Origin of the sequence: Paenibacillus ginsengarvi, from assembly GCF_003626695.1 — a bacterium.
Classification (GTDB): Bacteria; Bacillota; Bacilli; order Paenibacillales; family NBRC-103111; genus Paenibacillus_AB; species Paenibacillus_AB ginsengarvi.
In genome coordinates this window covers 331,139-346,201 of sequence record NZ_RBAH01000004.1, presented here as the reverse complement: position 1 = coordinate 346,201, position 15,063 = coordinate 331,139, and the positions used below count along the sequence as shown (strand labels likewise).

The following is a 15,063-nucleotide window of genomic DNA, read 5'->3' as shown; positions in this document are numbered from 1 at the left end:
TTTTTTTGCTTGTCACTCAAACAACCTCTTCAGCCCATCCCCGTAAGGCGCCTTCACGACACCTTTCTCCGTAATAATCGCGGTCACATATTCGTTCGGCGTCACGTCGAATGCCGGATTAAACACCTTGACTCCGGCCGGAGCCGTTCGCTTGCCGAAGCCTTGCGTCACTTCGTCCTCGTTGCGCTCCTCGATCGGAATTTCCGAGCCCGTAGGCGTGTTCAGGTCGATGGTGGACATCGGACAGGCGACGTAAAACGGGATGCCGTGCGCTTTCGCCAAGACGGCGACTCCGTACGTGCCGATTTTGTTCGCTACGTCTCCGTTGGCCGCCACGCGGTCCGTTCCGACGATCACCGCCTGCACCCAGCCTTTGGACATGACCATAGCGGCCATATTGTCGCAGATCAGCGTCACATCGACCCCTGCCTGCTGCAGCTCGAATGCGGTCAGTCGCGAGCCTTGAAGCACCGGACGCGTTTCGTCGGCGAACACTTTGATGTCCCAGCCGCGCTCTTTGGCGAGGTACAGCGGCGCGAGCGCCGTGCCATACTTGGCCGTAGCTAGACCGCCCGCGTTGCAGTGGGTGAGCACGCCGATCCCGTCGCTCAGCAGCGTCAGGGCGTGTTCGCCGATCAGGCGACACGTCTCCTCGTCCTCCGCGCGAATCGCTTCCGCCTCGGCCAGCATGGCCGCTTTGAGCGCCTCTCCGTCCGCCTCGCCGCTGCGTGCGTGCGTTTCCGCCTTCGCTTTCATCCGGTCAAGCGCCCAGAACAGGTTCACGGCTGTCGGTCTCGATGTCGCCAAATAGTCGGCGTGCCGGTTCACTTCCGCCAGTATGTGCTCCGCGTTCCCTTCCGCATGGCGTACGCCTAGATATACGCCGAACGCAGCGGCGATGCCGATGGCCGGAGCTCCCCGAACTTTTAAATGCCGGATCGCTTCCCATACGTCTTCCGACGTATGGAGCTGCAAATAAACGATCTCCTCCGGAAGTTGCCGCTGGTCGAGCAGATCCAGATGCGTTCCCGCCCAAAGCACCGATTGCAAAGGCTCGTTCGCCGAACCTCTCCGGTCCGGCGAAGTAGTTGCATGACTCATATCGCTGTAATCCTCTCTATCCGTATTATTCGGCCGCTTTCACGGCGATGTCGATAAGTTCGTCGATCGAAGCGGCGTTCCGGTGATGCTTGATGAGCGCTTTGCCGATCGCAAGCGAGAGCCGCTGAGCCCGCTCCTTGGCGGCCGGCTCCGCAATCGTGTCGATATCGGCCACGTGGGCGAGACCGACGATGCGCCGTACCATTTTGCAGCCGGCATAACCGAACGTGTCGCGCAGCAGTTGCCGGACGTATTCATCCTGGAAGCCTGGCGTGCGCGAAATGCGATCGACGCAGCCTTCGTTCCACAGCGAGCGGAACTCGCGCTCGAACGTCGCCCAGACGTCCTTGACCGTTTGCAGCAAATAGCGGCGGTATTCGGAGCGGCTGGCGTTATCCGGGCTCCAGCCTTCCTGGCCGGCGAAGTTCAGCAGCAGATTGGCCAGCACAGCGCCGATATCGAAGCCCATCGGCCCGTAATAGGCGAACTCCGGGTCGATCACTTTGGTCGAATGCTCCGTTACGAAGATGCTTCCCGTATGCAGATCGCCGTGCAGCAGCGCCTGAGCGTTCGTCAGGAAGCCTTGGCGCAGCCTCGCCACTTCTAGATGCAGCTCCTGATCGTTCCAGAGCGCTTCGGCTTCGTCTTGGATCGCCTCGTCGAAATTATTCGTATCGGCATTCGTATACGGATGATCGAAGATCAGATCCTCGGTTATTTTGCACAAGTCCGGGTTAATGAATTGCTGCAGCCGCAGCTTCTTCGCCTGCTGATTCATGCCGAGATCCGAAGTGTGAAACAGCGTACGCGCGAGAAAGCGGCCGATATCGCCGGCAAATCGCGGATAAACGCGGCGTTCGATCAAGCCTTTGCGCATAATGATATGATCACTCAAATCTTCCATCACGGTCAGCGCGAGAATCGTGTCGTACCGGTATACGCGCGGTACGAGATCGGGGCATAGCTCGCCCTCGATTTGCAGCGCTTCGCTCTCGATCCGGGAGCGGTCCAGTGACAGCGGCCAAGACTCGCCGACCACTTTGGCATACGGAAGCGCCTGCTTCAAAATAATGCTTGTCCCTGCGGCCGGATCGCTAATATGAAAAACGAGGTTCAGGTTGCCGTCTCCGATTTCGCGGGACGACAAGGCGGCGTCCGCCTGAAACAACCCCGGTATTGATTTGGCGTATTCGATGGCTTCCTGTTCGGTAAGCGGATGATATTGCGTCATAACGCACCTCCGTCAAAATGGTCCAGCAACTGCTATACCTACTAGTATAAGCGATATTGGATGGCGGGAAAATACCAAGTTTAACAACCGGGATACTGGAATATGATTCGTTGCTCGGTTGAACACATAAGGAGGCGCGTTTAAAGCCAAAATAAGCCTTATCTGCGTTTCAAAACCGAAGCAGACGGGTAAAGGCCTGTATGGACACGACAATATACGGAAACGGGAGGAATCGCTTATGGCAACGGCAACAGCAGCAACGACCGTAGTGGAGGCTATCAACAAGCAGCTCGCCAACTGGGGGGTTTTGTACGTCAAGATTCACAACTATCATTGGTATGTGAAGGGCAAGCAGTTTTTTACGCTTCATGAAAAGTTCGAGGAAATGTATAACGAAGCGAACCAGTGGATCGACGAGCTGGCCGAGCGGATTCTCGCGATTAAAGGCAAGCCGGTGGCGACGATGAAGGAGATGCTGGCGTCGGCTTCCGTTCAGGAAGCGGGCGGCAACGAAAGCGCCGATCAGATGGTCGCGGCGCTCGTGAAAGATTTTCAGACGATGATCGGTGAGCTGCGCGGGGCAATCGATCAGGCGGATCAAGCCGGCGACCACAGCACGGCCGATATGCTGACGGAGATGCAGAGCTCTCTGGAGAAGCGGGTATGGATGCTGGAAGCGCTGCAAGGTTGAGTTAAGGCGGGAGGCTCCCTATAAAAAAAATAATGATACTAACTATAACTTGACAGTTACTTTCATTTTGTATAAACTTCCACTATGCACATTCCGTTTAAACGGATGGAAAGGTGGAGTTTTACGGTGGGATTTCGTTCAAATGAGAAGCGAAAATGGTGGGTGCTCGGCGCGCTCAGCTTCGGCCTGCTGGCGGTCGGGCTGGACATGACGATTTTGAATGTAGCGCTTCCGACGCTGGCCTCGGACTTGTCCGCTTCGACAAGCGAGCTGCAATGGATTGTTGACGCCTACAATCTGGTTCTGGCCGCGGCGCTGCTGCCCGCAGGGATGCTGGGCGACAGGTTCGGCCGGAAAAAATTTCTGCTCGCCGCGCTTGTTCTTTTCGGGGCGGCCTCCGTGGCATGCGCCTATTCCGGTTCGCCGGAGATGCTGATCGTGATGCGTATGTTTCTAGGCTTCGGCGCGGCTTTCCTCATTCCGCTGTCCATGTCGGTGCTGCCTGTGCTCTTCGAAGGAGCGGAACGTACGAAGGCATTAATGGTATGGGCGACGGCCAACATGCTCGGCATTCCGCTTGGGCCGATCATCGGCGGCTGGCTGCTGAAGCATTACGACTGGGGCGCCGTATTTCTGATTAACCTTCCGTTCATCACAGTGGCCCTGTTCGCTGTCAGTGCGCTGATGCCCGAATCGCGAAGTCAGTCGCGTCCCCGCCTGGATATGGTCGGCATCATCGCATCCAGCGCCGGGCTCGTCTTAACGACGTACGGCGTTATTCGCGCAGGCGAGCACGGGTGGTCCGATACGTCCTCTATCGCTTATCTCGGCGCCGGGGTACTAGCGCTGGCGCTGTTCGTCTTGTGGCAGCGCAGGATCGCCCATAGCCTGATCGACTTGAGCTTATTCCGCTCGGCCCGGTTTACGTGGGGGACGATACTCGCAACGGCGGTGTCCTTCGCCATCTTCGGCTTGCTCTTTGCGATGCCGCAATATTTTCAAGCCGTACTGGGGGCCGATACGCTGGGTACGGGCTTGCGGCTGCTGCCGCTAATCGGCGGTCTCATTGTCGGGGCCAAGGCGGCGCAAGGGCTCATCCCGAAGAGCGGAGCGAAGGCGATTGCTGCGGCGGGCTTCGCCGTGCTGGCGGTGGCGCTTGCGGCCGGTGCAATGACCGGGAGCGGCAGCGGATATGGCTTCGCCGCTTTGTGGACGACGGCGGCAGGGCTCGGGCTGGGACTTGCGCTGCCTACGGCGATGGATGCGGCGCTCGGCGAACTGTCCGCAGAACGAAGCGGCGTAGGCTCGGCGCTCATCATGGCGATGCGGCAGGTTGGGGGATCGTTCGGAGTAGCGCTGCTGGGGGCTGCGCTGAATGCGAATTACCGCGGGCATCTGAACGAAGCGGGCGTGCCGGAGACAATCGCCGGGCGTGCCGGCCATAGCATAACTGCTGGCGTGTCGGTAGCTCGGCAGACAGCCTCGGACACACTGCTTGTTACGGTCAAGGATGCGTTCGTGCACGGTATGGACGTCATGCTCTGGATATGTGGAGGCATCGCTGCGCTCGGATTCTTGCTTGCGCTGGTGTTTCTGCCGAGCGGCGGGGCTGCAGCCGACTCCTCGAAGGATCTCGGGCTGTAGCATTGTTCGGCGCCTTCAAAAACGGTACACTAGAAACGATAGTAATAGTGACCGGAGGCGAAAAAAGTGACCGCTGACGACCGAGCGAAGATCGGACTTCGCGAACGCAAAAAAGCGAAAACGAGAGCGACGATTCAACAAACCGCGCTGCGGCTGTTTCGCGAGCGGGGGTATTACGAGACGACGATCGAGCAGATCGCGGAAGCGTCGGAGGTGTCGCCAAGCACGCTGTTCCGTTATTTTCCGACGAAAGAATCGCTGGTTATGGACGACGATTTCGATCCGCTGCTCATCGAAGGTTATCGCGCCCAGCCGCCGGAGCTGAATCCGATTCAGGCGTTTCGCCGGGCGGCAAGGGAGGGAGCGGCGCAAATCCCGGACGAAGAACGGGAGGCGATCCGGGAGCGTATGCAGCTTATGAGCTCTTATCCGGAATTGAGTGCGGTTTTGCTGAACAATACGACACAATCCGTCGGCATGGTCGCGGGTTTGATCGGTGAACGGCTCAAACGCGCTTCCGACGACATGCTCGTGTTAACGCTTGCGGGCGCCATTTCCGGAACGATCATTTCTTCGCACCTATACTGCGTTCATCACCCGGACGCCGATTATATTGAAACGATCGACGAAGCGCTTGCCCTGCTGGAATGTCATTTCCGGCCGTAGCCTCGGTTTGGGGGGCGTCTCAACGACCGCACGGCAGCTTAGCTACTGTGCGGTTTCATGCTTTCTTAAACTTTTAAACACTCAGAAGCCTTTCCTTTGTAGGTTTGGTAAACGGAAGGAAGCCGTTTGCTTTGCCGTCGGCAAAAATCGTATAATGGTAGTACTGAGTCAGGAGAGGAGGCAGGCAATGGACAATGGGCCGATAGCGCTCAAGGAATGGGCGGTAGCGATCCGGGCCCTTGCGGAAGGTCGCCAAATCGTACTGCTGCGCAAAGGCGGCATCGTCGAAGAAACGAAAGAGTTCCGCTTGGAAAGTCCGTCGTTTTGGCTGTATCCGACTTTCGAGCATCAGCGGCGGGAGCTTCTCAAGGAGGAGGCGCAGCCGACTTTGGCGGAAACGCTGGAGGAGTGGAGCGCGGAAGCCGGCCTGACGGAAATAGGCTGCTACGCGGAAGTTGCCGCCGATATCGAGGTTACGAGTCAGGAGCAGTTGAATCGTATTCGGGCTTATCACATATGGACCGATCATTTTGCGGAAGAGCGGCTGAAGTGGAAGCGCCAGAAGCCGCTGCACGTGCTGCTTTTGCGTATCTACAAGCTGGATGCCCCGGTTAGCGTTCCGACTCTGGATTCTTATTCGGGCTGCAAGTCCTGGATTCGTATCGAGAGCGAGCTGCCTGAGTCCGGTAAACGTCCGGTTATGGATGAAGCCCGTTTCGAGCGGATTTCCCAGGAAATCAAAACTTTGCTTGCGCAGTAAATCGAGATTTTTTGCCGGGAATAGGAATCAATCGTGTAAGGCGGCATAGCCGTCCCTTTCTTTTGAAGACTTTATAAACAAAAAGATTTAGAATATGTCGAAATACCCTTTATTGATTTTGGGGTTACTTTTATAATAATATTAAATATTGAGAATCATTGAGAATCATGTTGTAGGGATTGTTAATACCTATTAAGCTTTATTTAGGAATGATTCCAATATGAGTTTCGTTCAAATCGTTTCGCGGCCGGCTTCGTCCGGCAAGCGGAAATAACCCCGCTGCAAACGCGGCAGATCAAGTATAAAGTCGGAGGGAAGCATAAATGTCTAACGTACCAACATTCGTTATTGACGGCCTGAAGGCGTCGATCGAGGACAAGGAAATATTGAAAGGAATCCAGCTGGAGATGAAGGGCGGCGAGGTTCACGCGATCATGGGACCGAACGGTACCGGTAAAAGTACGCTCGCATCCGCGCTCATGGGCCATCCGAAATACGAAGTGACCGGCGGCTCCGTTACGCTGGACGGCGAAGACGTGCTTGAGATGGGCGTCGACGAGCGCGCACGCGCAGGTCTGTTCCTTGCCATGCAGTACCCGAGTGAAATTCCCGGCGTAACGAACGCCGACTTCCTGCGCAGCGCGATTAATGCCCGCCGAGAGGAAGGCAACGAGATTTCGCTGATCAAGTTCATCCGCCAAATGGAAAAGAAAATGAAAGAACTCGACATGAATCCGGAGTTCGCTCACCGTTATTTGAACGAAGGCTTTTCCGGCGGCGAGAAAAAACGGAACGAAATTTTGCAGATGATGCTGATTGAGCCGAAAATCGTCATATTGGACGAAATCGACTCCGGCCTTGACATCGACGCGTTGAAAATCGTAGCTGCCGGCGTCAATGCGATGCGCAGCGAAGAGCGCGGCTTCCTGATTATCACCCACTACCAGCGCCTGCTCGACTACATCAAGCCGGACTACGTGCACGTTATGATGCAAGGACGCATCGTCAAGTCGGGCGGTCCGGAGCTTGCGGAGAAGCTGGAAGCGGAAGGTTACGACTGGATCAAGGAAGAGCTCGGGATCGTAGACGAAACGGTCGAACAACTTTAATAAAAATTGGAGGAAACGACGATGACTCAAACCGTTCTTCCAATCGACCGCAATTCCGTAGCTGACTTGTCCAAAAGCCGGAACGAGCCAATCTGGTTGACCGAGTCCCGCTTAAAAGCTTTGGAATTGGCCGGTTCGTTGGAACTGCCCAAACTCGAAAAAACAAGAATCGACCGTTGGCACCTCACTGCCTACGGTACTTATAAAGCGCAGGACGCTTTGCAAAGCCTCGACCAGCTGCCCGAAGCAGCCAAAACGCTGATCGGCGAGTCGGCGGACAACCTCATCGTTCACCGCAATTCAGGCGTCGTCTGGACGCATCTGGATGAAGAGCTGGCGAGCAAAGGCGTCATTTTCACCGATCTGGAGACGGCGGCCCGCGAACATGGCGATCTTGTGCAGAAGTACCTGATGACTGCTGTCAAAGCGGACGAAAACAGTCTGACCGCCCTTCATGCGGCACTCTGGAACGGCGGCGTGTTCCTGTACGTTCCGAAAAACGTTCACATCGAACAGCCGCTGCAGGCGATCTTCTACTCGGACGACGCCGGCGCAACGTTCGCGCCGCACGTACTGGTCGTGGCCGAAGCGAACAGCTCGGTCACTTATGTCGACAACTACTTCTCCGCGGACGGCATCGAATTCGTGCACAACGGCATCGTCGAAGTGATCGCGAAGCCGGGAGCCAAGGTTCGGTTCGCCACTGTGCAAAACTTGGGCAAAGGCTCTACGGGCATCACGTACCGCCGCGCAATCGTCGATAACGACGCACGCATAGAATGGATTGTCGGCGAGCTCAACAGCGGCAATGCGGCGGCCGATACGGCGACGCTGCTGCAAGGAAACGGATCGAGCTCGGATGCGAAGGTCATTTCCGTAGGCACCCGCGACCAGAAGTTCAACCTGACGACCCGCGCCACTCACTTCGGCAAAAGCACGCCGAGCGACATGATTACGCGCGCGGTTATGATGGATGAGGCGACGGCGATCATCAACGGCATCACCAAAATCGAGAAGCGGGCGACAGGAGCCAACGGCCAGCAAACCGAGCGCGTGCTCATGCTGAGCCCAAAAGCGCGCGGCGACGCCAACCCGATCCTGCTTATCGACGAGGACGATGTCAAAGCCGGCCATGCGGCCAGCGTAGGCCAGGTAAATCCGGAGCATATGTACTATTTGATGTCGCGCGGCATTACGAGAGCGGAAGCGCATAAGCTTGTCGTATACGGCTTCCTGGCGCCGGTCATTAACGAGGTGCCGCTGGAAAACGTCAAGAAGCAGCTTCAATCGCTCGTCGAAAGGAAGCTTGGCCAATGAGCAGCCTCGGACTCGAGATTCGCGAACAGTTTCCGATTCTTCATCAGGAAGTAAACGGTCATCCGCTCGTCTATCTGGATAGCGGCGCGAGCTCCCAGAAGCCGAGGGCGGTAATCGAGGCGATCAAGCGCTACTACGAGAACGATCATGCGAACGTTCATCGCGGCGTGCATACGCTTGGCTCCCGAGCGACCGATGCCTACGAGGAAGCGCGGGATAAAGTCGCCGCTTTTCTGAACGCGAAGTTTCGCGAAGAAATCATCTTCACGCGCGGGACGACGACGGCTCTTAACCTGGTGGCCTCCAGTTATGCCCGCTCCGTTTGCCGGGAAGGCGACGAAATCGTCCTTACCCCGATGGAGCACCACAGCAATCTTATTCCGTGGCAGCAGGTCGCAAAAGCGACCGGCGCCACGCTGAAATATATTCCGCTGCAGCCGGACGGCACGATTACGCTGCAAGATGCCGAGAACGCGATCACCGACAAGACGAAGATTGTTTCGATGACCTACGTTTCGAACGTGCTCGGCGTTATGAATCCGATCCAGGAAGTTGCTGCGATCGCCCACCGCCACGGCGCGAAGATGGTCGTGGACGGAGCCCAGAGCACCCCTCACGTGAAAGTCGACGTCCAGCAGCTGGATTGCGACTTCTACGCTTTTTCCGGACATAAGATGTGCGGTCCGACCGGAATCGGGGCACTCTACGGGAAGAAGGAGCTTTTGGAGCGGATGGAGCCGATCGAGTTCGGCGGCGAGATGATCGACCGGGTCGATTTGTACGAGTCGACGTTCAAGGACCCGCCGGAGCGTTTCGAAGGCGGCACGCCGATCATAGCAGGAGCGGTTGGACTTGGTGCGGCTATCGATTTCCTCACCGAAATCGGGATGGATCGCATTCACGCCCATGACGCTTACCTGGCCAAAATCGCCTACGAGCAGCTTTCGCAAATCGACGGACTGACGATCTACGGACCGCGCGATAACCGGACCGGAATCGTGACGTTTAACATGAAGGACATTCATGCTCACGACGTCGCGACCGTGATCGATCAGGAAGGGGTTGCGATCCGGGCCGGCCATCACTGCTGTCAGCCGCTGATGAGATGGCTGAACGTGAACGCTACGGCGAGAGCAAGCTTCTACTTGTACAACACCGAGGACGACGTGGCGAAGCTGGCTGCCGCGCTGCGGAACGCGGAGCAATTTTTCGATAACATCGGATAAGTGGCAAGGAATTACGAATAACAGAGGAGGGAATCACAATGGCCAAGCAAATGCCGGAAATGGAAGAATACAAGTACGGTTTCCGCGACGAGCACCAGAACATTTTCCGTTCGGAAAAAGGGCTCACGAAAGAAATCGTAACCGAAATCTCGCAGATGAAAAACGAACCGCCGTGGATGCTCGACTTCCGTCTGAAATCGCTCGATCAGTTCAACAAAATGACGCTCCCGCGCTGGGGCGGCGATCTGGACGATCTGGACTTCAACGACATTACGTACTATGTCAAGCCTTCGGAGAAGCAGGGCAAGACGTGGGAGGAAGTGCCGCAAGAAATCAAGAACACGTTCGACAAGCTCGGCATTCCGGAAGCGGAGCAAAAGTTTTTGGCCGGCGTATCCGCGCAGTACGAATCCGAGGTCGTTTACCACAGCATGCAGGAGGATCTCGAGAAGCAAGGCGTTATTTTCACCGATACCGATACGGCGCTTCGCGAGCATCCGGAAATTTTCAAGGAATATTTCAGCACGGTCGTGCCGATTACCGACAACAAGTTTGCGGCGCTGAACAGCGCGGTATGGTCGGGCGGAAGCTTCATCTACGTGCCGAAGGGCGTCAAATGCGAAATTCCGCTGCAGGCGTATTTCCGCATTAACTCGGAAAATATGGGCCAGTTCGAAAGAACGCTCATCATCGCCGATGAGGACAGCTTCGTGCATTATGTAGAGGGCTGTACGGCTCCGATCTACAGCACGAATTCGCTGCATAGCGCCGTCGTCGAGATCATCTGCAAGAAAAACGCACGCGTTCGCTACACGACGATCCAGAACTGGGCGCCGAACATTTACAACCTCGTGACGAAACGTGCGGTAGCCGAAGAAAACGCGACGATGGAATGGGTCGACGGCAACATCGGCTCCAAGCTGACGATGAAATATCCGGCCGTTATCCTGAAAGGCCGCGGCGCGAAGGGCATGGTGCTCTCCATCGCCGTAGCCGGCAAAGGCCAGCATCAGGACGCAGGCGCGAAAATGATTCACCTCGCTCCGGAAACGACGTCGACGATCGTCTCGAAGTCAATCAGCAAGCACGGCGGCAAAGTAACGTACCGCGGTCTCGCTTCGTTCGGACGCAACTCCGAAGGATCCAAGGCGAATATCAAATGCGACACGCTCATCCTCGATAACGAATCGACGTCGGACACGATTCCGTACAACGAAATCATGAACGACAACATCACGCTCGAGCATGAGGCGACCGTCTCGAAAGTGTCGGAGGATCAGCTGTTCTACTTGATGAGCCGAGGCCTCAGCGAAGCGGAAGCGACGCAAATGATCGTTATGGGCTTCATCGAGCCGTTCACGAAAGAGCTGCCGATGGAATACGCGGTCGAGATGAATCGCTTGATCAAGATGGAGATGGAAGGTAGTATCGGGTAACGAGTCCTCTGTACAGAAAAAACGTGTCCTAGAACTTAGGACACGTTTTTTTATATGTACGTCCAGTATAGGGCGTCATCTCTATGCCCTTCATACTCTTGGTCTACCGGAGTTTTAGAGCAGCGTTTGGTGATTCCGTGTGCTGGACGCTACGAATTGACCGTAGCTATGTATGCTTGCGTTTAGTCCCGATCAGGCTACAAGCTGTTTGGGGTTCCCAAACTGATTACTCGCGATTAAAGTTGCCACCAACTTATTCTCGATTCCCGGAATGGTTCTTACTAGATACGTATCAGAAACCTTCTTGGCCTCTTCTTCGATTTTCATTTCCAAACGACGGAAGTGCTCTTGCTAGGCAAGCAAGATCTCCGCCATAATTTTTGAGCCGTGTTTTGCTTTTCAGGCATCGGCATGGCTTGGCTTGAACATGCTGCACCTTGTTCGGATCCATGTCTTCCCGTAGGAGGAACCGCTATTTTCCCAACTATCTCTCTTCGGTTACAAAATTCCTAAGAAGCACATGATGCAAACACTTGCAACGCTGTCTTGGAAAACACATACGAACCACGCTTTAAATACTGGATAGACTTGATCTAGTAGCGCCCTCGCGTTCAGCTTAAACTGCAAGAATTGAAATGTTATAAAACCAAAACCATACTGCCTCGCCAGGTGCTGTATCTCCGTAATTTTTATCCGCCCAACTTCGGTGCGACTTCACGTCGATAATAATTTCAGCCAAGTGCCAAACATCGGGCCGCATCCGGTTTAACTTTGCATAACTGCGTGCTTTTCGAGCGTTTGGATAGGAGTGGATTCACGATAAAATTCACGATTTCCATGCGGTACAGATATGCTATAACAGCCCGATGGTAGTGTCAGGTTGCTTCTTCCGGAACAACAACCGGCTCAGCTCACGTTTGTTCCTCCGACTGGCAGATCACATCGCCAAGTCGTCTGAACCCACCTGTCGTATCATTTCAGGTTTTCCAACCGCTTGTGTCATCTCATAAACGCTATGATGTGGATATAGCCGGTAATACCGCGATGATTCCAAACCCAACCCATAGCTTCACCTGTGATGAGAGGTCGAATGCCTCAACCAGCTCAAACATGGTCATTGGAGGTAGTGGGAGAACAGATTTTGTGGCGGGGTCTTTGTCCCAAAAAACCTGCGTTCTCCCGGCCGCAATCATAGGACCCTATAAAAATAGGCCAACCAGAAATATCTTGGTAACCCCAAAAAACGAAAACGCCCTCCCGACTTCCCATCGGGAAGTGAGAGGGCTAAAAAAGCTGCTTTCTCGTTAAATGTAAACTTTTGTTTACATTTTGAAATCGTTATGCGTGACCCGCATGTATGGAGGTATGAAAAGACGGGGAGAATCCAGTTCAGTTCTTTAGACTACTGTTTCTGTACTACTGATCCAGTCTCAACTATGCTAGAAGGGGTCTCATAGCGAGCAGCGTTTTTGGTTTTTCTTCGATTCACTATGAAATTCGATATGGATCTTCCTATTGCCATCGAAGGTACTTCGACATACTTCCAAGCTAGCCAAGAAATAATGAAAGACAATACAAACGAAAGCGAGAGAATGCTCCAAAGTGGAATAACTCCATAAAATAAATGAATGAAACTAAAAATTATGATGACATGATAAAGATATAGGCTATACGATGTTTTTCCAAGGAAGCGTAATGGTTTTAACAGTAGAGCTTTTGAAAATAAAGGCGATGCAACAGCGCATATTAACAGGATAGCCGATCCGGTTAATGCTCCCCAATCCTTCAACATTGGATTTTTGAATAGAAAGGAATAACAATAAAGAAGAAAGCCAAGGAGAATGATTCCTGTTCGAGTTATTGTTTTTAACTTAGAGTAAATAGAACGTAAAATCGGTAAATTTTTTGCTATGAGTGCTCCGATAATAAACATAAGTAAGTAGAGTAAGGTTTTATAAAAATGCTGGTAGGGATTATTATAAAATAGATGAACTACACCACCAACAACCGCTAAAAAAACACCAAAGGCAATATTTATTTTCCAATTATATTTTATAACGGAATACATAATAATGGGGAAAATAAGCGAAATTCTCATTTCATGTATTAATGACCATAATACTACATCGTAAGCATAGACATCATATGTTCCAATAAGTGCATAATGATTCAATATAAGTCCCATACTATTTGGAGTAGCCCATTGTCTGTTAAACCAAGTAGATAGAGATTGTATTGGATCAGCGTAAAAGAATGTCTTTGCAACTATTGCAAATGAAATCGCTACAGCAAATGGTATCCAGATCCGGCAAATTCTCTTTATAATGTACGGGACATAGGGTTGTTTTGATATCAGAAAGGGGAGGGATAGAACAAAGCCACTTAGAACAAAAAAGAAAATAACAGATTCGTTTCCTGTAATAAAAATTCGCAGAGGTGTGTATTTGAGTACTTTATCTAGGGAAGTTGGAAGTAAATTTTGAGCTACTAAATACAGGTGGTAGAAAACAACGAATAGGGCTGCAAGTCCCCTAATCGAATCTAACTGGTGATACCGTTCAATATTCAAGCTCGCGTTCCCCCTTATTATGGAAGTGTTTATTCTATGATATCACTCGATACAAATCGTATCAAGGTTTTTTTATATTTGGAGTAATTACGTCACTTATTTAGTAAGAATAAAAAGCGCCGCTTCTCCCAAACCTATTCGAAGCGAACAACACTGACAAAGGGAGAAGCGATGCGATGAAACATCATTATGCGAAATTATGGGGGATGACGCTGCTCGCGGTTTCCCTTGCCGCAACTACCGCCTGCGGCGGAACGGACGGCGGAATGTTGCGCAGCAAATCGCGGCAAGCCGTACCGCAGCCGGAAACGATTCCCGGTCGGCAGTCTCCGGGCGCTTTGTCCGGATCGGACGTGCAGATGCTGAATGCCGATGAGGGCCGTATCCCGATTGTGGATGTGGATGGCAAGATGTATGTATCGGCATCCAAGCTTGCCGGGCTTCTCGGATTTCAGACGAGTTGGGACCCCGCTTCCGGCAGGCTGCTTATGGGGGATCAAGATGCGGAGCTGGAGCTGACTGGGGGCAGCCCGCAGGCGGTTAAGGAAGGAACCCCGCTTTCGCTGCCCGATGCGCCCAAAGTCATCGAGGGCGGCTTGCTCATCCCGGTCAGTATTATGCCGGACTTGTTCCGGGACGACTTCCACTACCAGCTGCGAGATAAGGAGCTAGCGCTTCAGCCGAGTCCCGGCATGATTACCGATTCGCCGACGGACGAATCGCAAGCCCCGGAAACGGCCGCTGACGAGCTAAGCTTCGCGGACGATCCGAACGATCCGTACAAAACGGCGGAAACGCCTGCGGCGCTCCTGCTTCCGGGGCCTACCGTCCTCGGGGACGGGGAAGAAGAAGCGCTGCCTGTGCTGAAGCAGATTGACGCCAATAAGGTGATCGACACGGCCAAGCGGTATCTCGGTATTAAATATGTGTTTGGCGCCGCCCCGTATCCGCAGTCGGGCGTGTTCGACTGCTCGACCTTTTCCGGTTATGTGTACAGCAAGTTTGGGGTGACGCTGCCTCGGACGGCGCGGGCGCAAGCGAAGGAGTTTACGACGGTCAGCCGGAAGATGCTGCGCAAAGGCGATCTGTTGTTCTTTTATGTGCCCGGCAGGTTTAAATCGAACAAAATTGTCGGGCATGTGGGGATTTATATGGGCAACGGGCAAATGATCCACGCTTCGACGCAGCCGAAAAACGGCGTGCAGATTACGAGCATCAACAAGCCGTTTTGGAAAAAAGCATTTCTGCTGGCGAAACGAGTCGGCACTTGAAAAGAAAGAAGCCAGGACAGGTTAAAACTGTTCCTCGGCTTC

At 53.6% G+C, this 15,063-nt stretch carries 12 protein-coding genes; 9 read left to right on the top strand and 3 right to left on the bottom strand.

From position 1 onward, the window contains the following. Positions 1–12 precede the first annotated feature (12 nt). Together mtnA and mtnK are read right to left on the bottom strand one after the other, a co-directional pair. The gene (gene mtnA, locus D7M11_RS08185; protein ID WP_120746669.1) at positions 13–1,101 is read right to left on the bottom strand and encodes an S-methyl-5-thioribose-1-phosphate isomerase; all 1,089 of its coding nucleotides are present in this window, start codon (positions 1,099–1,101) and stop codon (positions 13–15) included. A gap of 25 nt (positions 1,102–1,126) precedes the next feature. Continuing rightward, positions 1,127–2,332 carry an S-methyl-5-thioribose kinase gene (gene mtnK, locus D7M11_RS08180; protein WP_120746668.1) on the bottom strand — a complete coding sequence of 402 codons (1,206 nt, stop codon included), beginning with the start codon at positions 2,330–2,332 and terminating at the stop codon, positions 1,127–1,129. Positions 2,333–2,570: 238 nt separating this feature from the next. On the opposite strand from mtnK, the gene D7M11_RS08175 reads away from it, so the two are divergent. The 8 genes from D7M11_RS08175 (at position 2,571) to sufB (ending at position 11,181) form a co-directional block, all read left to right on the top strand. After that, complete coding sequence (locus D7M11_RS08175; protein WP_120746667.1) at positions 2,571–3,023, top strand: Dps family protein; 453 nt, start codon at positions 2,571–2,573, stop codon at positions 3,021–3,023. Positions 3,024–3,149: 126 nt separating this feature from the next. Continuing rightward, positions 3,150–4,667 (top strand): DHA2 family efflux MFS transporter permease subunit, encoded by a 1,518-nt coding sequence (locus D7M11_RS08170; RefSeq protein ID WP_240041004.1) that lies wholly within the window; start codon positions 3,150–3,152, stop codon positions 4,665–4,667. Between the two features lie 66 nt (positions 4,668–4,733). Next, positions 4,734–5,333, top strand: coding sequence for an acyl-CoA-like ligand-binding transcription factor (locus D7M11_RS08165; RefSeq protein ID WP_240041003.1), 600 nt, complete (start codon positions 4,734–4,736; stop codon positions 5,331–5,333). Between the two features lie 154 nt (positions 5,334–5,487). Then, positions 5,488–6,093, top strand: a complete 606-nt coding sequence (locus D7M11_RS08160; RefSeq protein WP_240041002.1) for a DUF1802 family protein — start codon at positions 5,488–5,490, stop codon at positions 6,091–6,093. A gap of 323 nt (positions 6,094–6,416) precedes the next feature. After that, complete coding sequence (gene sufC / locus D7M11_RS08155; protein ID WP_120746665.1) at positions 6,417–7,202, top strand: Fe-S cluster assembly ATPase SufC; 786 nt, start codon at positions 6,417–6,419, stop codon at positions 7,200–7,202. 21 nt (positions 7,203–7,223) lie between these two features. Then, positions 7,224–8,519 carry a Fe-S cluster assembly protein SufD gene (gene sufD / locus D7M11_RS08150; RefSeq protein WP_120746664.1) on the top strand — a complete coding sequence of 432 codons (1,296 nt, stop codon included), beginning with the start codon at positions 7,224–7,226 and terminating at the stop codon, positions 8,517–8,519. Beyond that, entirely contained in the window at positions 8,516–9,745 is a 1,230-nt protein-coding gene (locus tag D7M11_RS08145) for a cysteine desulfurase (protein WP_120746663.1), read from the top strand. Before sufD ends, D7M11_RS08145 begins: the two co-directional genes overlap by 4 nt. A 38-nt stretch (positions 9,746–9,783) precedes the next feature. Continuing rightward, entirely contained in the window at positions 9,784–11,181 is a 1,398-nt protein-coding gene (gene sufB, locus D7M11_RS08140) for a Fe-S cluster assembly protein SufB (protein ID WP_120746662.1), read from the top strand. A 1,402-nt stretch (positions 11,182–12,583) separates the two neighbouring features. Here the strand turns inward: sufB and D7M11_RS08135 are convergent. Next, a complete protein-coding gene (locus D7M11_RS08135) occupies positions 12,584–13,750 on the bottom strand; it encodes an acyltransferase family protein (protein WP_158606507.1) in 1,167 nt (388 codons plus the stop codon). Positions 13,751–13,926: 176 nt separating this feature from the next. On the opposite strand from D7M11_RS08135, the gene D7M11_RS08130 reads away from it, so the two are divergent. Continuing rightward, positions 13,927–15,021 (top strand): C40 family peptidase, encoded by a 1,095-nt coding sequence (locus D7M11_RS08130; RefSeq protein WP_120746660.1) that lies wholly within the window; start codon positions 13,927–13,929, stop codon positions 15,019–15,021. Positions 15,022–15,063 lie beyond the last annotated feature (42 nt).

Bases quoted from the DNA above. Each gene is read 5' to 3' on its own strand.
- mtnA (WP_120746669.1), bottom strand. From the start codon at position 1,101: ATGAGTCATGCAACTACTTCGCCGGACCGGAGAGGTTCGGCGAACGAG.
- mtnK (WP_120746668.1), bottom strand. From the start codon at position 2,332: ATGACGCAATATCATCCGCTTACCGAACAGGAAGCCATCGAATACGCC.
- D7M11_RS08175 (WP_120746667.1), top strand. From the start codon at position 2,571: ATGGCAACGGCAACAGCAGCAACGACCGTAGTGGAGGCTATCAACAAG.
- D7M11_RS08160 (WP_240041002.1), top strand. From the start codon at position 5,488: ATGGTAGTACTGAGTCAGGAGAGGAGGCAGGCAATGGACAATGGGCCG.
- sufC (WP_120746665.1), top strand. From the start codon at position 6,417: ATGTCTAACGTACCAACATTCGTTATTGACGGCCTGAAGGCGTCGATC.
- sufD (WP_120746664.1), top strand. From the start codon at position 7,224: ATGACTCAAACCGTTCTTCCAATCGACCGCAATTCCGTAGCTGACTTG.
- D7M11_RS08145 (WP_120746663.1), top strand. From the start codon at position 8,516: ATGAGCAGCCTCGGACTCGAGATTCGCGAACAGTTTCCGATTCTTCAT.
- sufB (WP_120746662.1), top strand. From the start codon at position 9,784: ATGGCCAAGCAAATGCCGGAAATGGAAGAATACAAGTACGGTTTCCGC.
- D7M11_RS08130 (WP_120746660.1), top strand. From the start codon at position 13,927: ATGAAACATCATTATGCGAAATTATGGGGGATGACGCTGCTCGCGGTT.